Here is a 20,292-nt window from a genome sequence, read left to right as displayed (position 1 = left end):
GCGCCATGAGCGTCAGATATCCGAAAGTACAAGCACCAGTGCACAGCTGCGGACAATACACTGGCGCAATAAACTCCGGTTCAGGTCTTGCGGCGAAAGCCAGCGACCTGTTCAGCGGATAGAGGAAACTCGTTAATACTCAGGTAGGTAGCCTGACCCCGGGTCGCGGTAACCGCCACTCAACTCGCTACTCAACACAACACAACCAGGGAGGACCGGAAAGGTGCGCAGATCGTTTCAGCACATCCGCTCAGAACCAAACTACTTGAGCTTTTTCTAACCCTGCAGCGGTAAGAATGCATTCGCGCATAGGGAGGGCCAAGCGACCCGTTCGGCTAAGGTCCTATCCTTTCGGATAGGATTTTGCGTAATTTTCGAAATTCAGGCGGCGTTTCCTGCGCACATGAAAAACCCCGACGCGAGCGCGCCGGGGTTTTCTTTTCTTCAGGCGGTAGAGCCGTCAGAGATCAGCTTTCGGCAGCTTCTTTCTGCTGCTCAGGCGTCATCTCTTCGCCAGTTTCCTGGTTCACAACCTTCATCGACAGACGGACCTTGCCGCGTTCGTCAAAGCCCAGAAGCTTGACCTTCACGTCCTGACCTTCCTTGAGCACATCCGACGGATGGTTCAGGCGGCGGTTTTCGATCTGGGACACGTGGACCAGACCGTCACGCTTGCCAAAGAAGTTCACGAAGGCGCCGAAATCGACGATCTTCACAACCTTGCCGTCATAGACCTGACCCTCTTCGGGCTCAGCCACGATCGACCAGATCATGTCGTAGGCTTTCTTGATCGCTTCACCATTGGCAGAGGCGATCTTGATGATGCCTTCGTCGTTGATGTCGACCTTGGCACCCGAGAGTTCGACGATCTCGCGGATGACCTTGCCGCCGGAGCCGATGACTTCACGGATCTTGTCGGTGGGGATCTGCATGGTCTCGATGCGCGGTGCGTGGACGCTGAATTCAGCTGCACCGGTCAGGGCCTTGGACATTTCACCCAGGATGTGGAGACGACCGGCCTTGGCCTGCGCCAGTGCCTTTTCCATGATTTCCTGCGTGATGCCGGCAACCTTGATGTCCATCTGCAGCGAGGTGATGCCGTTTTCGGTACCCGCAACCTTGAAGTCCATGTCCCCGAGGTGATCTTCGTCACCCAGGATGTCGGTCAGAACCGCGTAGGAGCCGTCCTCTTCGAGGATCAGACCCATTGCGACACCGGCAACGGCGGATTTGAGCGGAACGCCCGCATCCATCATCGACAGCGACCCACCGCAAACCGACGCCATCGAGGAGGAGCCGTTGGATTCGGTGATCTCGGACACCACACGGATGGTGTAGGGGAAATCGGTGGCAGCAGGCAGAACCGCCTGAAGCGCGCGCCATGCCAGTTTGCCATGGCCGATTTCACGACGACCCGGGCTGCCGACGCGGCCAACCTCGCCCACCGAATACGGGGGGAAGTTGTAGTGCAGCAGGAAGTTGGACTTGTAGGTGCCCTGCAGCGCATCAATCATCTGTTCGTCATCGCCGGTGCCCAGCGTGGTCACGACGAGGCCTTGGGTTTCCCCACGGGTGAACAGAGCCGAACCATGCGTGCGCGGCAGCAGGCCGGTTTCGCAGACGATCGGGCGCACGGTGTCAAGCGCGCGGCCATCGATCCGCTTGCCGGTTTTGACGACATCGCCGCGCAGAACCGAAGCTTCGAGCTTTTTCAGCGCGGTGCCAAGGTTTACATCTGCAAGCTGCTCTTCGCTGAGCGTTGCCTTGATCGCGGTCTTGGCGTCGGAAACGGCGGTGGTGCGTTCCTGTTTGTCCATGATCGCATAGGCGGCGCGGATCTTGTCCTCGCCCGCGGCTTTCACAGCGGCGTAAAGGTTGGAGTAATCCGGCGCCTGGAAATCGAAGGGCTCTTTCGCGCAGGCTTCGGCCAGCGAGATGATCAGGTCGATGACCGGCTGAATCTGCTCGTGGGCGAATTTGACGGCGCCCAGCATTTCTTCTTCGGTCAGCTCATACGCTTCGGACTCGACCATCATCACGGCGTCTTTGGTGCCGGCAACAACCAGATCAAGGCGCTGATCGGGATTGTCCTTGAGCTTGTGCATGTCGTCGATTTCAGGGTTCAGGATGTAGTTGCCACCCTCATACCCGACGCGGCAGCCCGCGATCGGACCCATGAAGGGCGCGCCCGAAATGGTCAGCGCGGCAGAGGCTGCGATCATCGCAACCATGTCCGGGTCGTTGACCAGATCGTGCGACAGCACGGTGCACATCACCAGAACTTCGTTCTTGAAGCCGGGGACAAACAGCGGGCGGATCGGACGGTCGATCAGACGCGCGGTCAGCGTCTCTTTTTCGGTCGGGCGCGCCTCGCGTTTGAAGAAACCGCCTGGCACCTTGCCCGCGGCATAGTATTTTTCCTGGTAGTGGACGGTCAGCGGGAAAAAGTCCTGACCTTCCTTGGCCTTCTTGGCGAAGGTCACGTTGGCCATCACGGATGTCTCGCCCAGAGTGGCGATGACAGAACCGTCGGCCTGACGGGCAACCTTGCCCGTTTCCAGTGTAAGCGTCTCTTCGCCCCACTGCATGGATTTCGTCGTAACGTTGAACATCAAGCGTATCCTGTAAGGGAGCTCTCCCGGCCCTCCGGGTCTCCCGTTTTGCATGGCGGCCCCATTGCCGCCGACTCCTTTCATCATGTCATGCGCCGGAGTCGGGCGTCACGTCTCAGATTGGTCGCGCATACATCACTTTTGAGGGATTTGAAACAGCCAAGGTTTGTAGGGCCAGGATTCGCTGTCTGCAGCCGCGCCCCTGTCCGGGCGCGGAAGCGGCACATCGCAGCGGATGTGCACTGCTGATTCGATGCAGGATGGAGTGTTTCCGGACCCGTCGGCAAAATGAAACTGAAGCCACAACGCGTTGAAACCGCCTGAGGACGTTCATAATTCCCAAATGAGGAGTAAGTTATGATCACGGAAAAGTGGCTAAAACGCAGCAGCTTGTCCAAACGCCTGCTATATATTACACCGGTTTTCATATAGAATTAGATTTACGGCATGATTCAGAAACGTCTGTTTTTTTCGGCGATTTCCGGCCTGCGTTGGTGTGTGTTTGATTGTTTTGAGAAGTTAACAAGATGCGTGTGATAACCAGTTTGTTTTTGCTTGTGATGTTGCTCGTCCCGTTTGCCCCGATGTCTGCGGCGCAGGCGGCGGTGATGGACGGATTCGACCTTCTGCCTCAGGACCTTGGCGTGCCGCTCCGACAGCGTTTCCTGCCAAACGGCGCGTCGATCGTGACAACCCGTGACACAAAATCCTGCGTTATCAGCCGGCGAATCGAAATTGAAAACTCCGTTTACACCAGTGCGGACGGCGATGCGCTTGATTTCGAGCGGATCGTGCGCAGCCCGGCCACGTCCATACAAGCCATTTCCACCGCGCATCTTTCCAGCCCTCTGGAGGATCAGATTCCCGTAGCGAACACGGCAGACGCAGCCATGCCGGACTTTGATGTTCCTCCGTCGGCGTTCCCCGAAACCGTCCTGTCCGACTTTGACACCTCGGTGTTCGGCGTGCCAAGGCCAAGCGCGCCCATGTCTGAGGCGCCCATGTCCGACGGTACGGCGGCGAATGTTCAAGGAACCGATGAAGCCCCGCTGGGGGACATGGAGGTGTCCGAGACGTCGATGGAGGACACGGAGGCGCCTGTTGGGGACATGGAGGTGCCTTTGGCGCCTGATGCAGAGGTTGTGGCCTTTGATCTGCCCGGTGAGACGTCGTTCCGGATCCAGATGAAATACAGCCCCACGCTGGACGCGCCGATTTCCCTCGACCTGGGGGACAGGGTGATGGACCTGCGGGATATGATGGAAATCAGCACTGACAGCCTGCTGATCACCGGCGAGGCGGCCGCGCTTCTGGATGCGGCATTCCGCAAGGGTGTAACGCCCAGACTTTCCGCCGTGTCAGGTGACACGTGGCACCATGTGACTGACAGTCTGATCGCGCCGGAGATGAGCACGCTTGACGCCTGCAAGGACGAGCTGGCCAGCGACGCGACAACGCCGCAAGAGGTGAGCAACGCTGTGCGGGTTGCATTCAAGGCCGATCCCGCAACGACACCGCTGGCCACCCTGCCCGAGCTGCGCGCCTGCCGCATGAACGATGCGCCCGGCCTGCTGTATCTGGCCAAGCTGGAAGCGGTGGATGGGTTCTTTTCCCAGACAAACAACATTTTTGTGTCCTTCAATGAGGACGGAACTGTAGCGCGAGCCTATATCCCGGGGATATTCGACAGCAATTTCAGCGATGGCATTCAATCGGCCCGGCTGAGCCTTGCTGCGAATTCCAACGTGCCGTCAGAGCCGAACGACGTCAAAGGCTGCCTTGGCGATGCCGAGATACAGGTCTGCAGCAGCATTCCGGAACCCGGTTCGTTCCTGATCGGGCCCTGCATTCTGGGCGATGATATGAGCATGTTCCCGGATGCGACGGGCTTTGTCCCTGAACTGGGCGGACTTGGGCCATCACTGGGCGGTCCGGGATTGGCCGGTGCGTCCCCCGCAAACCGGGGATCACAGACGTTCCGGAGAACGGGCGGTGGCGGTGGATCGCCGTTCCCCTCCCCTCCTCCGTTCGGGCCAACAACGCCCCCGACGAAAAAACCACCCGGTGGCGAAACAGACCCGCCGCCGCCGGTCGTGCCCCTGCCCGCATCGCTGATCCTGATCTGCAGTGCGTTCTTGGCGCTGGTCGCCCTGCGCCGCGCGCGTGGCACAGGGCCGACAGGGTTGCGAGGGTAAGGCGTTTCGAGCCTAGGCTGCAACAAACCAAATCGCAGGGAGCCTCCGCCCCACGGGGAGAGGCGGCGAGCGGAGCGTGTCGCGCGCGTTCAGGGCGGCCTGAAACAGCTGCGCCTAGGGCGTGTCGCGTTTGATAAGATCAAAGCATTCACCCACCGGCCCGAGGCAGCATTCGCAAACGCGGTCGGGTCGGTGGGAGAATTCCATTTAACGCGACACGCTCTAGAGCCCCCCGGAAGGGTGGCCTCCCCCCCGGCAGGATGCGGGCACAGCGTCCGTAACGGGGTCACACACCGAGGCGGGAATAGAGCATCAGCCCCCAGTCGCAGAGTTCGCGTTCCACCTGTGACCAGCCTGCGCCAAAGACAACCGGGTCCAGACCCGACAGGGCCGAAATCTGCGTCAGAGTGCGGTGGCCATCCACCGCCGACAGGGCACGCCCGAGGCCGCGCGGCAGGCGGAGGGTGGTGGAGACCTGCCCCATGCGCACCGGCACCGGTTTGCCCTGCGCCACGGCGCGCCCGAGCGCCACCGGAGCCACGCCCCGCAGATGCGGGATCAGGTTGCGGTCGCGCCCGCGTGCGACGGTGCGATCCTCTTCATACGGCACCGCATAGACCACATGCATCTTGATCGTGCCACGCAGCTTTTCCGCGATGCCCCAGGCGGTGACCGGCGCCATTCCCTTGGGGACTGTGGTGATCCGCGCAAGGTCGTAAAGCGCCGGTGTGGCAAAGGACAGAAGCCGCCAGCCGGTCTGATCCAGCACAGATTCTAGCGCGGGGACATCAAAGGCGCGGTCCTGGGAATGCAGCAGGAGGTCGTAAAAGCCCGCATCGCTTTGCAGATGGTCGCTGAGGTTGGGGTTGGTGCGGAACGGGTGACCGTCGGGCAGGGCCGCGACCAGATCACGGGCGGCGGCGAGCCGGTCCTTGGGCGGCATGTCCTGCAGCAGATCGGCAAACGCCTCTTGCAGAGGATAGACGCCGGAGCGGCCATAGGGCGCATAGACCATGAAGCCCATGCCGCCGCCGGGGGCGAGCGCGGCGCGCAGGGCCCCAAACCCTGCGGCAGGGTCCGGCAGGTGATGCAGCACGCCGCAGCAGTCGATATAGTCAAAGCTGCCATGGTGCGGCGCGTCAAGCAGCGAGCCGGTGAGGAAGGTGATGCCGACCAGCCCGCGCGCCTCCGCCCGGGCTTCGGCGACGGCGCGGGCCGAGGTGGAGAGGTCAAGATAGGTGATCTGATAGGGCCGCCCGGCAGAGGTCAGCACCTGCGCAAGCTGGATGAGCCCGTCACCGGTGCCGCCACCGGCGACCAGCACGCGCAAGGGTTGGGACCAGTCGCGCCGCCCCTGAAACAGGAAATGGTCGATTTCCAGCGGATGTGACGGCGATCCGGTGATCAGCCGGTTTGCCTCGTCCGCCGGATCACGTTCCGGATAGGGATAGGTGTCGTACTGTTCCTGCACCGAAACCATGCGCGGGTCCCCCGTCTGAGTGCCGACGCAATCTGGCATGGGTTCCGCGGGATGTCCACGCGGCGCGGGGGCGCTGCCGTCGAGGGCACACTGGCGGCGGGTGCACGGAGTCTGGGGCTCTGCCCCCGCCGCGCCTGCGCGGCAAACAATAGATTCGGGGGCTCTGCCCCCGCCGCGCCTGCGCGGCAAACGATAGACTCGGGGGCTCTGCCCCCGCCGCGCCTGCGCGGCAAACGATAGACTCGGGGGCTCTGCCCCCGTCCGCCTGCGGCGGACTCCCCCGGGATATTTAGGGGCAGATGAAGGGGTGAATAAAGACGGCGCGCCAGGGTCTTCTGGCGCGCCGTCTTTATCAGCTTTGCGGGTTGGCTTATTTTATTGTGATGCGGCCATCGGTGTAGGGCGCATAGGGCGCGTTTGCGGCAAGGTATTCCGCCGTCACGTCGGCGAGGTCGGGGCCGAAGTCATAGGCGTTTTTGGCATCCAGGAACATCTTGAAGCCATCGCCGCCATTGCGCACGTAGTTGTTGGACACAAGGCCATAGTCCTTGGCCGGATCAATCGGCGCGCCTGCGACCATGACGTCGGAAATCCGGCTGCCCACCTCGGCCGCGGCATCCACGCTATAGCTCATCCCGGCAACCTGCAGGAAGCGGCCGGCGCTTTCGTCAAGCTGGCTCGCGCCGTGTTCCAGCGCATCGAGCACGGACTGGCCGCTGACGAAAAAGGTCGAAAGCGTGTTCTGGAACGGCAGCACGGTCAGCACCTCGCCCATCGTCACCTCACCCTCGTCGATGGAGGCACGCAGCCCGCCCGAGTTCGAGAGAGCGATCTGGATGCCCTGATCCGCGACCCGGTCCAGCATCGCATCCGCAACCAGATTGCCCATCGAGCATTCCTTGGTGCGGCAAACATCGCGGTCGCCCACGATGGGCGCTGCGGCCTCCGCCACAACCTTGTTGCGGATTTCTTCCAGCGGGGCCGCGGCTTCGGTGATGCGGTCTTTGGTCACCTGATCCTCGCTCACGCCACCATCCAGCAACACGGGTTCGCCCACCGCCTCTTTGATCACGCCCTCATCGTCAAAGGTCACGTTCAGCTCGCCCAGGAATTTGCCATAGGCATAGGCCTGCACGATGGCGGTATCGCCCACCATGATCGGATACGGCCCCTTGGCCCCCTCGATCGTGTTGGACAGCAGCGAATTGTCATGGCCGCCGACGATCACATCAACGCCGGTGGTGTTCGCGGCAACCAGTTCGTCAACCTTGAGACCAGAATGCGACAGCACGATGATCTTGTTCACCCCCTCGGCGGTCAGCTTGTCCACCTCACCCTGCACGGCGGCAGAGGGATCGCTGAAGGTGATGTTCGGCCCGGGCGAGGCGAGTTCATCGGTGTCCTGTGGCGTCAGGCCGATCAAGCCGATCTTTTCGCCCGCCTTTTCGATCACCGTGGATTTCATCAGCACATCCGCCAGCAGCGGTTCGCCCGACACATCGGCATTGCTCATCAGGATCGGGAAATCGAGCGCATCCATGAAGCCGCGCAGCACCTCGGGGCCATCGTCGAATTCGTGGTTGCCCACGGTCATCGCGTCATAGCCGACCTTGTTCATCATCTCGGCGGCAAGCTTGCCCTTGTAATAGGTGTAAAACAGCGTGCCCTGAAACTGATCGCCGCCATCGACAAGGATGGAATTGTCACTCTTCGCCCGCGCCGCTTCGATCGCGGTCACAAGGCGGGCCGAGCCGCCGAAACATTCGCCCGCCGTGTTGTCCTCGGCCGAGCAGCCCGAATCATATTTGCTGATCGGTTCGAACCGGGCGTGAAAATCGTTGGTGTGCAATATGGTCAGGGAATAGTCAGCGCTTGCGGCACCTGCGGTCAGGGCCAGCACGGCCGCGCTGGTCAAAAGGCGAAGGGACATGGGTGGTTTCCTCTCTGTCGGTGTATCGGATTTTGCTATCCGGTGGGGATCCTGCCCGGATGGTGCAACGCAGAATCGCATGTGTCAAAGCCTACGCAAAGTCATGCCATCGCCTGCGCCCTCATGGATGCTTGACGCACAGGCACAGGCGGGGCAAACCGGCCGCATGACACCCATATACAAGATTTTCCGCGCCGACGAATATGCCGCTTTTGTCCGCGACGGCGTCAGCGATGGCGCGCCCATCGACCTTTCCGATGGTTATATCCACATCTCTGCCGCCGCTCAGGTCGCCGAAACGGCGGCCAAGCATTTTGCAGGCGCCGACGGGCTCAAGCTGCTGGCGCTCGACGCCGACACGCTGGGCGACGCGCTGAGGTGGGAGGAATCGCGCGGCGGTGCGCTGTTCCCGCATCTCTACCGGCCCCTGCGCGCCGAAGATGTGCTCTGGGCGCGGGACCTGCCGCTGATCGGTGGCGTGCACCAGTTCGACGGGCTGCTGACATGATCGGCGAACGCCTTGGCCTGTCCCTGCTGCGCCGGTTCGACCCCGAGGTCGCCCATGGCCTCGCCCTGCAGGCGCTGCGGCTGGGTCTGGCCCCTGCCCCCGGTCTGGTCACCTCGGACCGGCTGCGCACCACGGTTGCAGGCCTGCCGCTGAGCAATCCCATCGGCCTTGCCGCCGGTTTCGACAAGAATGCCACGGCGCTGTCGGGTCTGTCCCGCGCCGGTTTCGGATTTATCGAGGTCGGCGCCGCCACCCCGCGCCCGCAACCCGGCAACCCCAAACCGCGGCTCTTCCGCCTGACCGAAGACCGCGCGGTGATCAACCGCTTTGGTTTCAACAATGATGGGATGGCGGCGATTGGCGCCCGCCTTGCCACCCGCCCCCGCGATGCGGTGATCGGGCTGAACCTTGGCGCGAACAAGGACAGCGCCGACCGCGCAGCAGATTTTGCCACCGTGCTGTCCCAGTGCGGCGCGCATCTGGATTTCGCCACGGTCAACGTAAGCTCGCCCAACACCGAACGCCTGCGCGACCTGCAGGGCAAGGATGCGCTGGCCGCCCTGCTCGCAGGGGTGATGGTGGCGCGCGACGGTCTGGCAAACCAGATCCCGGTGTTCCTGAAGATCGCGCCGGATCTGGATGCAGAGGGCCTGAATGACGTGGCCGAGGTGGCGCTGGCCAGCGGTGTGGCGGGCATCATCGCCACCAACACCACGCTGGCGCGCGACGCTCTGCGCTCGCCCCATGCGCCCGAGGCCGGTGGCCTGTCCGGCCAGCCGCTGTTCGAAAAATCCACCCGCGTGCTGGCGCGCCTGTCGCAGCTGACCGGTGGCGCACTGCCGCTGATCGGCGTCGGCGGTATCGGCTCTGCCGAACAGGCCTATGCCAAGATCCGCGCAGGCGCCTCGGCGGTGCAACTCTACTCCGCGCTGGTCTATGGCGGGCTGTCGCTGGTGCAAGAGATTGCCGCAGGGCTGGATCAGCTGCTGGCCCGGGACGGCTTTGCCAATGTCTCTGACGCGATAGGTACCGGGCGCGAAGACTGGCTGTAGTGCTGCGGCGCTCCGCACCCTATAGACGCGGCACCGCCCCGCGCCCGGATTTCGCGGCGGTGAGAAAGGCGCGGATCAGATCAGCCTCTTTGACACCCGGCGCGGATTCCACACCGGACGAGACATCCACCTGCCGCACGCCGGTCACTGCAATCGCCGTGGCCACGGTTTCGGGCGTCAGCCCGCCGGCCAGCATCCAGGGCACCGGCCAGCGCCGGGCGGAGATCAGCCGCCAGTCAAAGGTCAGCCCGTTGCCCCCGGGCAGAACGGCGTCTTTGGGCGGTTTGGCATCGACCAGCAACTGGTCGGCCACCTTGCTGTAGATATCCAGCTGATCCACATCCGACGCATCGGAAATCCCGACCGCCTTCATCACCGGCAGACCATAGCGGCGCTTGATCTCGGCCACGCGCTCGGGCGATTCGTGTCCATGCAGCTGCAGCATGTCCAGCGGCACGGCAGCGGTTATTTCGTCCAGAAAGGCATCTTCGGCGTCGACCACAAGCGCCACCTTGGCAAGGCCCACAGGTGCCTCTACCGCCAGGACACGGGCCTGCGCCACGCTGACCGCACGCGGCGATTTGGCAAAGAACACAAAACCCGCATAGGCTGCACCGGCCTCGGCCACGGCGATCACATCATCGACGCGCGTCAGCCCGCAGATCTTTACCCGAATATCCGACACGAAGCCTCCTAAAGGGGCATGGGCACCCCCGTTTCATCTGCCCATAAATATCCCGGGGGAGTCGCCCCGACAGGGGTGACGGGGGCAGAGCCCCCGCAACAGCGCAAACTCTCAGGAATGGCGACTGGGTCAGCCCGCCTGATCCAGAAGGGCCAGAACCTCGTCCTTGCCCTTGTCGCGCTCTCCCTTGACGCGGCGCAGTTCGCGCTCCAGCCGCTTGATCTCGGCCTGGCGGCGCGCCGCTTCGGCGCGTTGCTTGTACTCTCGCATCCATTCCCAGAAGAACCCGATCAGCAGACCGGCGACGATGCTGCCGAAGATCACGATGAACAGGGGCAGCTGCAGGGTTTCCTGCATGCCCAGCAGGATCGACAGATCCACCGGCAGCAGCTGCAGCGTCACGGCACCCCGGTTGGCCAGAGCCACCGAGACGAGGATGATGGCCAGACAGGCCAGAAAGGCATAGCGGATATAGCGCATCAGATCACTTTCCGTTCAGTCGGTCGCGCAAGAGCTTACCGGTCTTGAAGAAAGGCACGTGCTTTTCCTCAACCTCGACCGATTCCCCGGTGCGCGGGTTGCGTCCCACCCTGGCATCGCGTTGCTTGACCGAAAACGCGCCAAAGCCGCGCAGTTCGACCCGGTCCCCGCGGGACATGGCGTCGGTGATTTCGTCGAATATCGTATTCACGATCCGTTCGACATCCCGCTGGTACAAATGCGGATTGTCGTCGGCGATCTTCTGGATCAATTCAGACCTGATCATGGTCTACGTCCCCCTGTGCGCGCTTTGCGGCCACTTTTCGTCTGTGTGAACTATACGGTGAAGTCCGTGAAACGGAACCATGATCTGCAGGGAAAATCCATTAATTGCAATCGCTTTGCCGCCCGCCCGGCCCGATAAGCTGGATTTGGCACAGAAACTGCCCGGTCCTGGCCCACCCTCTACCCGACCCCAACCCGGCCCCAGCCCCCGCGCGCTATGCTGACGCGGTTGTGATTCGGCGTGTGGCGCATGTGAAAAAGGCCCCGGGATACCCGGGGCCTTCCATCTCAGATCGAACCGAAGGGTCGGATCACTCGTCGCGCTTGAGCGCCGCACCGAGAATGTCGCCCAGCGACGCACCCGAATCAGACGATCCGAACTGCTCGACGGCTTCTTTCTCTTCTGCGATCTCACGTGCCTTGATCGACAGGCCCAGACGGCGGGTCTTGGCGTCGACATTGGTGACGCGAACGTCAACCTTGTCGCCGACCGAGAAACGCTCGGGGCGCTGTTCAGCACGGTCACGCGACAGATCGGAGCGGCGGATGAAGGACTTCATGCCTTCGTATTCCACTTCGATGCCGCCATCTTCGATCGCCGTCACGGCAACGGTCACAATCGAACCGCGCTTGGTGCCGCCAACAGCTTCGGAGAACTTGTCGCCGCCCAGAGCCTTGATCGAGAGGGAGATACGCTCTTTCTCGATGTCGGTCTCGGAGACAACCGCCTGAACGATGTCGCCCTTGCGGTAGTTCTGGATGGCGTCTTCGCCACGTTCGTCCCAGGACAGGTCCGAGAGGTGAACCATGCCGTCGATCTCGCCGTCGAGGCCGATGAACAGACCGAATTCGGTGATGTTCTTGACTTCGCCTTCGACCTGCGTGCCCTCGGGGTGTGTTTCTGCAAACACTTCCCACGGATTGCGCATGGTCTGCTTGAGACCCAGCGAAACGCGACGCTTGGCCTGATCGATTTCCAGAACCATGACCTCAACCTCTTGCGAGGTGGACACGATCTTGCCCGGGTGCACGTTCTTTTTGGTCCAGGACATTTCCGAGACGTGAACCAGACCTTCGACGCCCGGCTCCAGCTCAACAAACGCGCCGTAATCGGTGATGTTCGTCACGCGACCCGCATGGGTGGATTCCAGCGGGTACTTGCCGGCAACCATATCCCACGGATCTTCCTGCAGCTGCTTCATGCCGAGGGAGATGCGGTGTGTCTCTTTGTTGATCTTGATGACCTGAACCTTGACCGTCTCGCCGATCGAGAGGATCTCGGACGGGTGGTTCACACGGCGCCATGCCATGTCGGTCACGTGCAGCAGGCCGTCTACGCCACCCAGGTCGACAAACGCGCCGTACTCGGTGATGTTCTTGACGACGCCGTCCACGGCCTGACCTTCGGTGAGGTTGCCGATGACTTCGGCGCGCTGCTCGGCGCGGCTTTCTTCGAGGATCGCACGGCGCGACACAACGATGTTGCCCCGACGACGGTCCATCTTGAGGATCTGGAACGGCTGCTTGAGACCCATGAGCGGGCCTGCATCACGCACGGGACGAACGTCAACCTGCGAGCCGGGCAGGAACGCAACAGCGCCGCCCAGATCGACGGTGAAGCCACCCTTGACGCGGCCGAAGATCGCGCCTTCGACGCGGGCATCGTCTGCGTAAGCTTTTTCGAGGCGGTCCCAGGCTTCTTCGCGGCGGGCCATTTCACGGGAAATGACAGCTTCGCCACGCGAGTTTTCCACCTGGCGGAGGAACACTTCGACGGTGTCGCCGACTGCGATGTCGGGCTGTTCGCCGGGGTTCGCGAATTCTTTGAGTTCGACACGGCCTTCCATCTTGTAGCCGACGTCGATGATGGCTTGTCCCGCTTCGATTGCGATGACCTTGCCTTTGACAACCGAACCTTCGTCCGGGGTGTCCATTTCGAAGCTTTCGTTCAGAAGGGCTTCGAATTCCTCCATGGATGCTTTAGCGCACATACGGGTCTGATATCCTATCTACTTCAGTTTTCTGGCCGCGCGGTTGTCTCCGCCGGTCTTTGGGGGGTGTCCGCCTTGGGCGGAACGGGTTGGTCTTTGGCAGCCCAAAAACGCAAAAGGGCCGGTGGTGGTCCGACCCTGCCTGTGGTTCTGGTTCTGTGGCCTTCTTCGCCATGTCGACCGGGGCGCTATAGCCCGAGCGGGCCGCAGGATCAAGTGTTTTGCGATGTCGGCGGGGGTGTTGCGTGGGTCGGCCATTCCTTTGAGCACGCCCTGCCCTGGCCGAGACGAACGCGGCAATCGCACAGTGTCATTGGCTGGGCGCAGGTCCGGTCCTGCCGATGGCACCGGATAAAACCCCTGGCGCGAAAGAGAGGCGCGAATCAGTCCGGGAGGCGGCGGAGAAAGTGACGTAAGGGAAGGTCGCCGCTGCACCAGATCGGGAAGGACCGGCGCCAAGAATTTGCGCCTTTGACGCTAAGCCGCGACAGTTTAACACATAATAAAACTATGCTGTAACGCCTGACGCCAAGTAAGAATAAAAGTCTGAAAAATAACCACATACGTGCCAAAAGACGTGCTTTTCTATACCGGCCACTCTGGGTGTATACATACAATCTGTTGCAACCATAAGTGGACAACCTAAAATTACATTTATCATTATAGGAACGGGTCGTTTCGGAATAAGGAAGTCAGGAAATGTCACGGAAGATAGGCAGTCTCCCGGTTGACGAGTTGAATGTTAAAGAGTTCCAAACCACGTATCAGGCACCGCAAGTTGCGCGCAAAAATCGCGAGTTGCGCAGACAGTTGCGCGAGATCGAAGACATTCCGTCGGTATCGGATCTGTTGTTCGATCAGTTGAATATGAGACTGTGTGATGCGTCAGACAGCATTGGGCAAGGGAACAGCGCGCCGCTGTCCGACGAGGTGACGGCAACGTCCCTGTCCAGCGACGACTCCGCCGGGGTGTTGAGCCTGTCGAGTGGAAAAGCCGAACAGGCCTTGCCCGACAGGCGCTCCGCCAAGGATCTGGCCATCAAGCTGCTCCTGCGGTCGATCTCGATCTACTCGGTCACATCGTCAAAGGCGTCCTGACACGGGCGCAGCCTTGGGCGGCCACCAGCAGGGTGGTGCGACGGGGACTGATGGAGGCCAAGGGATGCCTGCACCACTTGCCTGTGCGACCGGCTGATCGCACGGATACCTGTGTTTCACACAACGCCCGGCTTTGTCCGGCAGGGGCGCCCTGAGTGAATTATTTACGTCAGCGGATGGCCCTTCTGCTGCACCCAGGGGTCGCCCCGAGGTCATGAGACCTGTCGCTTTGCGTTCTGCAAGAGGGAGAGGCCGCAACCCTTTGCTGCGTCCAGCCCGGAAACGCCTTAAGACATTTCAACTCAAAGCTGAAATGCCATTCCCGACCTCAATTCTGGAATTGGCGACGGGTGGCGATATTCCCAATTTCAAGGCAGAGTTGAAATGCTTTAAAGAGCTTCTTTCAAAGCATTTTACGTGGTAGCGTTTTCCTTTGGCACCGTTTGGTCCGGGAAGCGTGTTTTGACGAGTACATTGAGTAGAATAGCTGTTTTGCGTGATCTTCTGGATGCGCTGGAACAGGACCATGGCCTCATGGAGCTGAGCAGGAACGAACGCGATATCCTGCTGGCCTTCCATGCAAATGCCATCAAAGACCCCAAGCGGGGCGTGCTGGGCACGACGGACCGGGTGCGCGTGCATCCGACAGTCCAACACATGTCCCAGCCCACGTTTCACCGCACGCTCAAGCGACTGGTGAACCGCGGATTTGTGCGCCATGCAGAGGACCTGCCAAATGGCACATACAGGCTTGAAGACGTGTAGCGGTCCTGGGTTCCCTTTGCGTCGGCAGGATGCCGTTGCTCAGCCCTTGCCCTGCGCGAGGGTGACCGCCGTGATCGCCTGTGCCACGGCAGCGGCGATATCGAGCCCAGACGTGTCGATCCTGACCGCATCCGCTGCGGGGCGCAGGGGGGCGTCGGCCCGGCCCATATCACGGGCGTCACGTTCCCGCACATCGGCCAGAACGCGGTCATAATCGGTTTTGACCCCGGCGGCGCAGAGTTCGTCAAAGCGGCGCTGTGCGCGCACCTCGGCACTGGCGGTGACAAACAGCTTGGCCTCTGCCTCGGGGCAGATCACCGTTCCGATGTCACGCCCGTCCAGAACGGCACCGCCTGCGCGGCGGGCAAAGGCACGCTGGAAATCAATCAGTTCGGCGCGGACCTGCGGCATGACGGCGACCTTGGACGCTGCCTGCGCCACGTCGGGTGTGCGCAGATCATCAGCGTCAAGATCCTGCGCCATCAGCGCGCGCGCCGCGTCCAGCGCCGGGATGCCGTCGAGCATCCGCCGCCCCACCGCGCGGTAAAGCAACCCGGTGTCCAGATGGGCAAAGCCGAAATGCTGCGCCACAGCCTTTGAGATTGTGCCCTTGCCTGCGGCCGCCGGCCCGTCGATTGCGATTGTGAAGGCCATACCCGATCCTAACCCTGCTGCGGCGCTGTCCGCACGATCCGCGCGCCGAGGCCCGCCATCAGCGGCTCGAAAATCGGGAAGGACGTGGCGATCGGGCCGCCATCATCCACTGACACAGGCTTTTGCGCCGCCATGCCGAGGATCAGGAAGGACATGGCGATGCGGTGGTCCAGATGGCTTTGCACCGTGGCACCCCCCGTCACGTTGCCCATGCCGTGTCCGGTCACGATCCACCAATCCGCGCCCTCCTGCACTGCGACGCCATTGGCGCGCAGGCCGGTGGCCATGGCATCGATGCGATCGCTTTCCTTGACCCGCAGCTCTTTCACGCCGCGCATGACAGTGTCACCGGTCGCAAAGGCGGCGACCACCGACAACACCGGATATTCGTCGATCATGCTGGCTGCACGGTCTGGCGGCACCTCGATCCCCTGCATATTGGGGGAAAAGCGCGCGCGCAGATCGGCGACAGGTTCGCCGCCTTCTTCGCGCAAGTTTTCATAGCTGAGATCGGCGCCCATCTCGCGCAGGGTGGTGAAGAGGCCCGCGCGCGTCGGGTTCAGTCCGATATTGGGCACGAGCACATCCGAGCCTTCGACGATCAGCGCGGCACAGACCGGAAAGGCGGCCGAGCTGGGGTCGCGCGGCACCACGATGGTCTGGGGCTTCAGCTCTGGCTGGCCCTGCAGGGTGATCACGCGGCCCTCATTGGTGAGCTCTGTGGAAATGGTGGCACCAAAGCCCGCCAGCATCCGTTCGGAATGGTCGCGTGTCGCCTCGCGCTCGATCACCACTGTTTCGCCCGGCGCATTCAGCCCGGCCAGAAGCACCGCGGATTTCACCTGCGCCGAGGGCATCGGCACCGTGTAGCGCACCGGCAAGGGGTCCCGCGCGCCCAGAATGGTCAGCGGCAGACGCCCGCCGCTGCGGCCATAGGACTGCGCGCCGAACAGCCCGAGCGGATCGGTGATCCGCGCCATGGGCCGTTTGTTGAGTGAGGCATCCCCGGTGAAGGTCGCCGCGATCGGCGAGGTGGCCATTGCGCCCATGATCAGCCGCACACCGGTGCCGGAATTGCCGCAGTCGATCACCTGATCCGGTTCGGCAAATCCGCCGACGCCGACGCCCTGAACCGTCCAGACACCCGCACCGTGATCCGTGACCTCGGCCCCGAAGGCCCGCATGGCGCGGCCGGTGTCGATCACATCCTGGCCTTCCAGCAGCCCGGTGATATGGGTCTGGCCCACCGCCATTGCGCCAAGGATCAGCGAGCGGTGCGAGATCGACTTGTCGCCGGGAACATGCGCCTCGCCGCTCAGGGCGCCGGAGGGATGGGCGGTCATCGGAATGGGCGTGCCATGTGCGGACATCTTGAACTCTCCGTGTTTCAGGCGCCTGATACCAGCACGCCGGGACGGCGTCCACATCCCCGGCTCCTTCTCTTTCCATATAGGCGCATGCAAGCCCCGCGTCAGGGAGCTGTGGTTCGGGGGGGGGGCGCGCAGCACCCTAAAGCATTCCCGCCTTAGAGCGTGTCGCGTTAAATGGAATTCACCCGCCGACACGCCCTAAAGTCGGCGGAAGGTCATGTAATGCGGCACGCGCCCTTCGCGCAGGGCCTTTTGTTCATAGCGGGTGCGGGTCCAGTCACCCCAAGGGGTGCGCCAGTCCTGCGGCCCTTCGGCAAGCCACTCGAAACCGGCGCGGGGCACTTCCAGAAGCGTCTGGCGGACATAATCTGGGATATCAGTTGCGACCCGAAATTCGGCGCCTGGTTTCAGCGCGCGGTGCAGCGGGTCAAGGAATTCCGGCGTGACGAAGCGCCTGCGGTGGTGGCGCTTTTTTGGCCAAGGATCGGGGTAAAGCAGAAAGGCCTTGTCGAAGGTGCCGTCGGGCACGACATCAAACAGGTTGCGCACATCGCCGGGATAAAGCCGCAGGTTTTCCACCCCGGCCTTGCGCACCTTGCCCAGCAGCATCGCCACGCCGTTGATGAAGGGTTCGCAGCCCACCAGACCGGTGCCCGGGTTGGTGGCGGCCTGATGCACCAGATGTTCACCACCGCCAAAGCCGACTTCCAGCCAGATCGGCACATCGCCGAACACCGATCTCAGATCGACGGGGGTGCGGTCGGGGTTTTCTTCCCAGCTGATCGGACCGGGCGACAGGACGCCCAGATCCTCGTCCAGATAGGTTTCTTGATTCGGGCGCAGGGTCTTGCCCTTGAAGCGGCCGTAAAAATTGCGCCACGGGGCGCCCGAGGGATGTTTACCGTTGTCCATGCGCAGGCGTTTACTGCCGCTTTGCGCCGCACGCAACCGCGCCGTTCAAAGATCGCGCAGCGTCGGTTGGGGCATGAAAAAGGGGCGCCGCAGTGCGACGCCCCCTTTTGAGATCGTGATACGGCGGCGTCAGATCGCTTTTTGCAGCGCCTCGGCCAGATCGGTGCGTTCCCACGAGAAACCGCCATCCGCCTCTGGCGCGCGGCCAAAATGGCCATAGGCGGCGGTGCGGGCATAGATCGGTTTGTTCAGTTCCAGATGGGTGCGGATGCCGCGCGGCGTCAGATCCATCACCTTGGGGATTGCGCGTTCGATCTGTTCCGGGTCCAGCGCGCCGGTGCCGTGCAGATCCGCATAGATCGACAGGGGCCGCGAGACGCCGATGGCATAGGAGAGCTGAATCGTGCAGCGGTCGGCCATGCCGGCCGCGACGACGTTCTTGGCCAGATAGCGCGCGGCATAGGCGGCAGAGCGGTCAACCTTGGTCGGATCCTTGCCGGAGAACGCGCCGCCGCCATGCGGGGCCGCGCCGCCATAGGTGTCGACGATGATCTTGCGCCCGGTCAGGCCGGCATCCCCATCGGGGCCGCCGATGACGAAGGTGCCGGTCGGGTTGACCCACCATTCGGTTTCATCGGTGATCCAGCCATCCGGCAGGACCTCGCGAATGTAGGGTTCGACGATGGCGCGCACATCCGCAGATGTCTGGCGTTCATCCGCATGCTGGGTGGACAGCACGATCTGCGTCACGCCGACCGGTATACCGTTTTCGTAACGCACGGAGAGCTGCGATTTGGCGTCGGGGCGCAGCAGGGGTTCGGTGCCATTCTTGCGCACCTCTGCCAGACGCCGCAGGATCGCGTGGGAAAACTGGATCGGTGCGGGCATCAGCGCATCGGTTTCGTTTGTGGCATAGCCGAACATGATGCCCTGATCCCCGGCGCCTTCGTCACGGTCGCCGCCCACGACGCCCTGCGCGATATGCGCGGATTGTTCGTGCAGCAGGTTGGTGATTTCGCAGGTGGCGTGGTGGAACTTGTCCTGCTCGTAGCCGATGTCCTTGATGCAGGCACGTGCGATATCGGGCACGGCGGCCATGTATTGGGTCAGCTTGGCCTGATCGTTCAGCCCCACCTCGCCGCCGATGACGACGCGGTTGGTGGTGGCAAACGTCTCGCAGGCGACGCGGGCCAAAGGATCCTCGGCCAGGAAGGCGTCGAGAATGGCATCCGAGATGCGGTCACAGACCTTGTCGGGATGACCTTCCGAGACGGACTCGGAAGTGAAAATATAGGACTTACGCGTCATGGGGAGTGCTCCGTTGGGGTCAGCCGTCACGCCAGGAAGCCGTTGTGACGGGAATTACATTAAGACGGGACCTACGCCGCCAGTTCAGGCCGGTCAACGTGATTTGCACAGGTAGATTAAGACAGTGCTAACGCAGAGGAGGCAGAGCAGCAGGAAAACCGGCAGATCCCCGGTGCGGCTGTAGAGCGTGGGGGCCAGCGCGGGTGGTAAAGCCGCGTCAAGATAGCCCGCCTGCCCCAGCGGGATCTGGCCCAGAATGCGCCCGGCCCCGTCGATCATCGCCGAGACGCCGGTGTTGGCGGCGCGCAGCATCGGCAGGCCCTGTTCGATGGCGCGGATGCGCGCCTGGGCCAGATGCTGATAGGGGCCGGACCATTCGCCGAACCAGGCATCATTGGTGATCTGCAGCAGCATGTCGGGCCGTTCGGGGGCAGAGAGGACATCCTGAGGGAAGACCGCCTCGTAACAGATCAGCGGCAGGGCGCGGCCCAGCGGGCCGAGGTCCAGAATGGCCGGACCAGGTCCGGAACTGAAACCACCCTCAGCCCGCGAGGCAAGCCCAAGGATGTTGAAGCGCGCGAACAGGCTGGCCCAAGGCATGTATTCGCCGAAGGGCACAAGATGGTGCTTGTCATAGATCTGACGGATCGCGCCATTCGGGCCGGTCACAACAAGGGAGTTGTAATAGGCGCCGCCCTCTTCGCGCTGAACACCGACGATGACGGGGGTGGTTGGCCCGGCGGCATCCGAAATCACGGAAAGTGCACCGTCCGCATAGGCAAGCAGCATGGGCAGTGAAGTTTCGGGCCAGATGGTCAGGGCGGGTGTGGGGCTGTCGGGGGCTGGCGGGGCGGCAGTGAAATCGACCTGACGGTCAAAGAACATCTGCGCCTTGGTGCGGTCCCACTTTTCCTCTTGCGGGGCGTTGGGCTGTACCAGCCGGACCACGGGGCGGTCGGTGAGGTCC

Annotated in this window: 17 protein-coding genes and 1 riboswitch; of the genes, 5 read left to right on the top strand and 12 right to left on the bottom strand. The window is 62.4% G+C overall.

Annotated elements, in window-relative coordinates; all coding sequences use genetic code 11:
* Positions 1-467 precede the first annotated feature (467 nt).
* Complete coding sequence (gene pnp, locus P775_RS12610; RefSeq protein WP_099911327.1) at positions 468-2,612, bottom strand: polyribonucleotide nucleotidyltransferase; 2,145 nt, start codon at positions 2,610-2,612, stop codon at positions 468-470.
* Positions 2,613-3,139: 527 nt separating this feature from the next.
* Here pnp and P775_RS12605 point away from each other — a divergent pair.
* Complete coding sequence (locus P775_RS12605) at positions 3,140-4,807, top strand: hypothetical protein (RefSeq protein ID WP_099911326.1); 1,668 nt, start codon at positions 3,140-3,142, stop codon at positions 4,805-4,807.
* A 286-nt stretch (positions 4,808-5,093) separates the two neighbouring features.
* On the opposite strand, the gene P775_RS12600 is transcribed toward P775_RS12605, so the two are convergent.
* On the bottom strand, positions 5,094-6,287 hold the full coding sequence (locus P775_RS12600) for a class I SAM-dependent methyltransferase (RefSeq protein WP_099911325.1): 1,194 nt from the start codon (positions 6,285-6,287) through the stop codon (positions 5,094-5,096).
* Positions 6,288-6,657: 370 nt separating this feature from the next.
* A complete protein-coding gene (locus tag P775_RS12595) occupies positions 6,658-8,217 on the bottom strand; it encodes a bifunctional metallophosphatase/5'-nucleotidase (protein ID WP_099911324.1) in 1,560 nt (519 codons plus the stop codon).
* Between the two features lie 166 nt (positions 8,218-8,383).
* On the opposite strand from P775_RS12595, the gene P775_RS12590 reads away from it, so the two are divergent.
* Together P775_RS12590 and P775_RS12585 are read left to right on the top strand one after the other, a co-directional pair.
* Positions 8,384-8,725, top strand: coding sequence for a DUF952 domain-containing protein (locus P775_RS12590; protein ID WP_099911349.1), 342 nt, complete (start codon positions 8,384-8,386; stop codon positions 8,723-8,725).
* A complete protein-coding gene (locus P775_RS12585; RefSeq protein ID WP_099911323.1) occupies positions 8,722-9,777 on the top strand; it encodes a quinone-dependent dihydroorotate dehydrogenase in 1,056 nt (351 codons plus the stop codon). The genes P775_RS12590 and P775_RS12585 overlap by 4 nt, the downstream gene beginning before the upstream one ends.
* A gap of 19 nt (positions 9,778-9,796) precedes the next feature.
* Here the strand turns inward: P775_RS12585 and P775_RS12580 are convergent, their stop codons facing one another.
* The 4 genes from P775_RS12580 to rpsA all read right to left on the bottom strand — a co-directional run bounded on the left by P775_RS12580 (position 9,797) and on the right by rpsA (position 13,218).
* Positions 9,797-10,462, bottom strand: coding sequence for a phosphoribosylanthranilate isomerase (locus P775_RS12580; protein WP_099911322.1), 666 nt, complete (start codon positions 10,460-10,462; stop codon positions 9,797-9,799).
* 129 nt (positions 10,463-10,591) lie between these two features.
* Positions 10,592-10,942, bottom strand: coding sequence for a LapA family protein (locus P775_RS12575; RefSeq protein WP_099911321.1), 351 nt, complete (start codon positions 10,940-10,942; stop codon positions 10,592-10,594).
* 4 nt (positions 10,943-10,946) lie between these two features.
* Positions 10,947-11,228, bottom strand: coding sequence for an integration host factor subunit beta (ihfB, locus tag P775_RS12570; RefSeq protein WP_089269119.1), 282 nt, complete (start codon positions 11,226-11,228; stop codon positions 10,947-10,949).
* 310 nt (positions 11,229-11,538) lie between these two features.
* The gene (rpsA, locus tag P775_RS12565) at positions 11,539-13,218 is read right to left on the bottom strand and encodes a 30S ribosomal protein S1 (protein ID WP_281256082.1); all 1,680 of its coding nucleotides are present in this window, start codon (positions 13,216-13,218) and stop codon (positions 11,539-11,541) included.
* Positions 13,219-13,917: 699 nt separating this feature from the next.
* Between rpsA and P775_RS12560 the strand changes: the two genes are divergently transcribed.
* Positions 13,918-14,316, top strand: coding sequence for a hypothetical protein (locus tag P775_RS12560; RefSeq protein WP_099911319.1), 399 nt, complete (start codon positions 13,918-13,920; stop codon positions 14,314-14,316).
* Between the two features lie 492 nt (positions 14,317-14,808).
* Positions 14,809-15,081: a MarR family transcriptional regulator gene (locus P775_RS12555; RefSeq protein ID WP_245875673.1), complete on the top strand. Its 273-nt coding sequence runs from the start codon at positions 14,809-14,811 to the stop codon at positions 15,079-15,081.
* A gap of 39 nt (positions 15,082-15,120) precedes the next feature.
* Here the strand turns inward: P775_RS12555 and P775_RS12550 are convergent, their stop codons facing one another.
* From P775_RS12550 to lnt, 5 genes are all read right to left on the bottom strand, one after another.
* Positions 15,121-15,735 (bottom strand): (d)CMP kinase, encoded by a 615-nt coding sequence (locus P775_RS12550; RefSeq protein ID WP_099911318.1) that lies wholly within the window; start codon positions 15,733-15,735, stop codon positions 15,121-15,123.
* 8 nt (positions 15,736-15,743) lie between these two features.
* The gene (gene aroA / locus P775_RS12545; RefSeq protein WP_099911347.1) at positions 15,744-17,105 is read right to left on the bottom strand and encodes a 3-phosphoshikimate 1-carboxyvinyltransferase; all 1,362 of its coding nucleotides are present in this window, start codon (positions 17,103-17,105) and stop codon (positions 15,744-15,746) included.
* A gap of 198 nt (positions 17,106-17,303) precedes the next feature.
* Entirely contained in the window at positions 17,304-18,017 is a 714-nt protein-coding gene (gene trmB / locus P775_RS12540; RefSeq protein WP_099911317.1) for a tRNA (guanine(46)-N(7))-methyltransferase TrmB, read from the bottom strand.
* Between the two features lie 129 nt (positions 18,018-18,146).
* The gene (gene metK / locus P775_RS12535) at positions 18,147-19,325 is read right to left on the bottom strand and encodes a methionine adenosyltransferase (protein WP_099911316.1); all 1,179 of its coding nucleotides are present in this window, start codon (positions 19,323-19,325) and stop codon (positions 18,147-18,149) included.
* Positions 19,326-19,331: 6 nt separating this feature from the next.
* A riboswitch (SAM-SAH riboswitch) is annotated at positions 19,332-19,379 on the bottom strand.
* A 39-nt stretch (positions 19,380-19,418) separates the two neighbouring features.
* A partial coding sequence (gene lnt, locus P775_RS12530) for an apolipoprotein N-acyltransferase (protein WP_099911315.1) occupies positions 19,419-20,292 on the bottom strand: 874 nt, incomplete at its 5' end.

The organism is Puniceibacterium antarcticum (assembly GCF_002760615.1).
In the GTDB taxonomy this organism is placed as follows: domain Bacteria; phylum Pseudomonadota; class Alphaproteobacteria; order Rhodobacterales; family Rhodobacteraceae; genus Puniceibacterium; species Puniceibacterium antarcticum.
This window is presented reverse-complemented; position numbering and strand designations above follow the sequence as displayed.

Excerpts from the sequence above, each read along its gene's own strand:
- pnp (WP_099911327.1), bottom strand. The coding sequence starts at position 2,612 with ATGTTCAACGTTACGACGAAATCCATGCAGTGGGGCGAAGAGACGCTT.
- P775_RS12605 (WP_099911326.1), top strand. The coding sequence starts at position 3,140 with ATGCGTGTGATAACCAGTTTGTTTTTGCTTGTGATGTTGCTCGTCCCG.
- P775_RS12600 (WP_099911325.1), bottom strand. The coding sequence starts at position 6,287 with ATGGTTTCGGTGCAGGAACAGTACGACACCTATCCCTATCCGGAACGT.
- P775_RS12595 (WP_099911324.1), bottom strand. The coding sequence starts at position 8,217 with ATGTCCCTTCGCCTTTTGACCAGCGCGGCCGTGCTGGCCCTGACCGCA.
- P775_RS12590 (WP_099911349.1), top strand. The coding sequence starts at position 8,384 with ATGACACCCATATACAAGATTTTCCGCGCCGACGAATATGCCGCTTTT.
- P775_RS12585 (WP_099911323.1), top strand. The coding sequence starts at position 8,722 with ATGATCGGCGAACGCCTTGGCCTGTCCCTGCTGCGCCGGTTCGACCCC.
- P775_RS12575 (WP_099911321.1), bottom strand. The coding sequence starts at position 10,942 with ATGCGCTATATCCGCTATGCCTTTCTGGCCTGTCTGGCCATCATCCTC.
- ihfB (WP_089269119.1), bottom strand. The coding sequence starts at position 11,228 with ATGATCAGGTCTGAATTGATCCAGAAGATCGCCGACGACAATCCGCAT.
- rpsA (WP_281256082.1), bottom strand. The coding sequence starts at position 13,218 with ATGTGCGCTAAAGCATCCATGGAGGAATTCGAAGCCCTTCTGAACGAA.
- P775_RS12560 (WP_099911319.1), top strand. The coding sequence starts at position 13,918 with ATGTCACGGAAGATAGGCAGTCTCCCGGTTGACGAGTTGAATGTTAAA.
- P775_RS12550 (WP_099911318.1), bottom strand. The coding sequence starts at position 15,735 with ATGGCCTTCACAATCGCAATCGACGGGCCGGCGGCCGCAGGCAAGGGC.
- aroA (WP_099911347.1), bottom strand. The coding sequence starts at position 17,105 with ATGTCCGCACATGGCACGCCCATTCCGATGACCGCCCATCCCTCCGGC.
- trmB (WP_099911317.1), bottom strand. The coding sequence starts at position 18,017 with ATGGACAACGGTAAACATCCCTCGGGCGCCCCGTGGCGCAATTTTTAC.
- metK (WP_099911316.1), bottom strand. The coding sequence starts at position 19,325 with ATGACGCGTAAGTCCTATATTTTCACTTCCGAGTCCGTCTCGGAAGGT.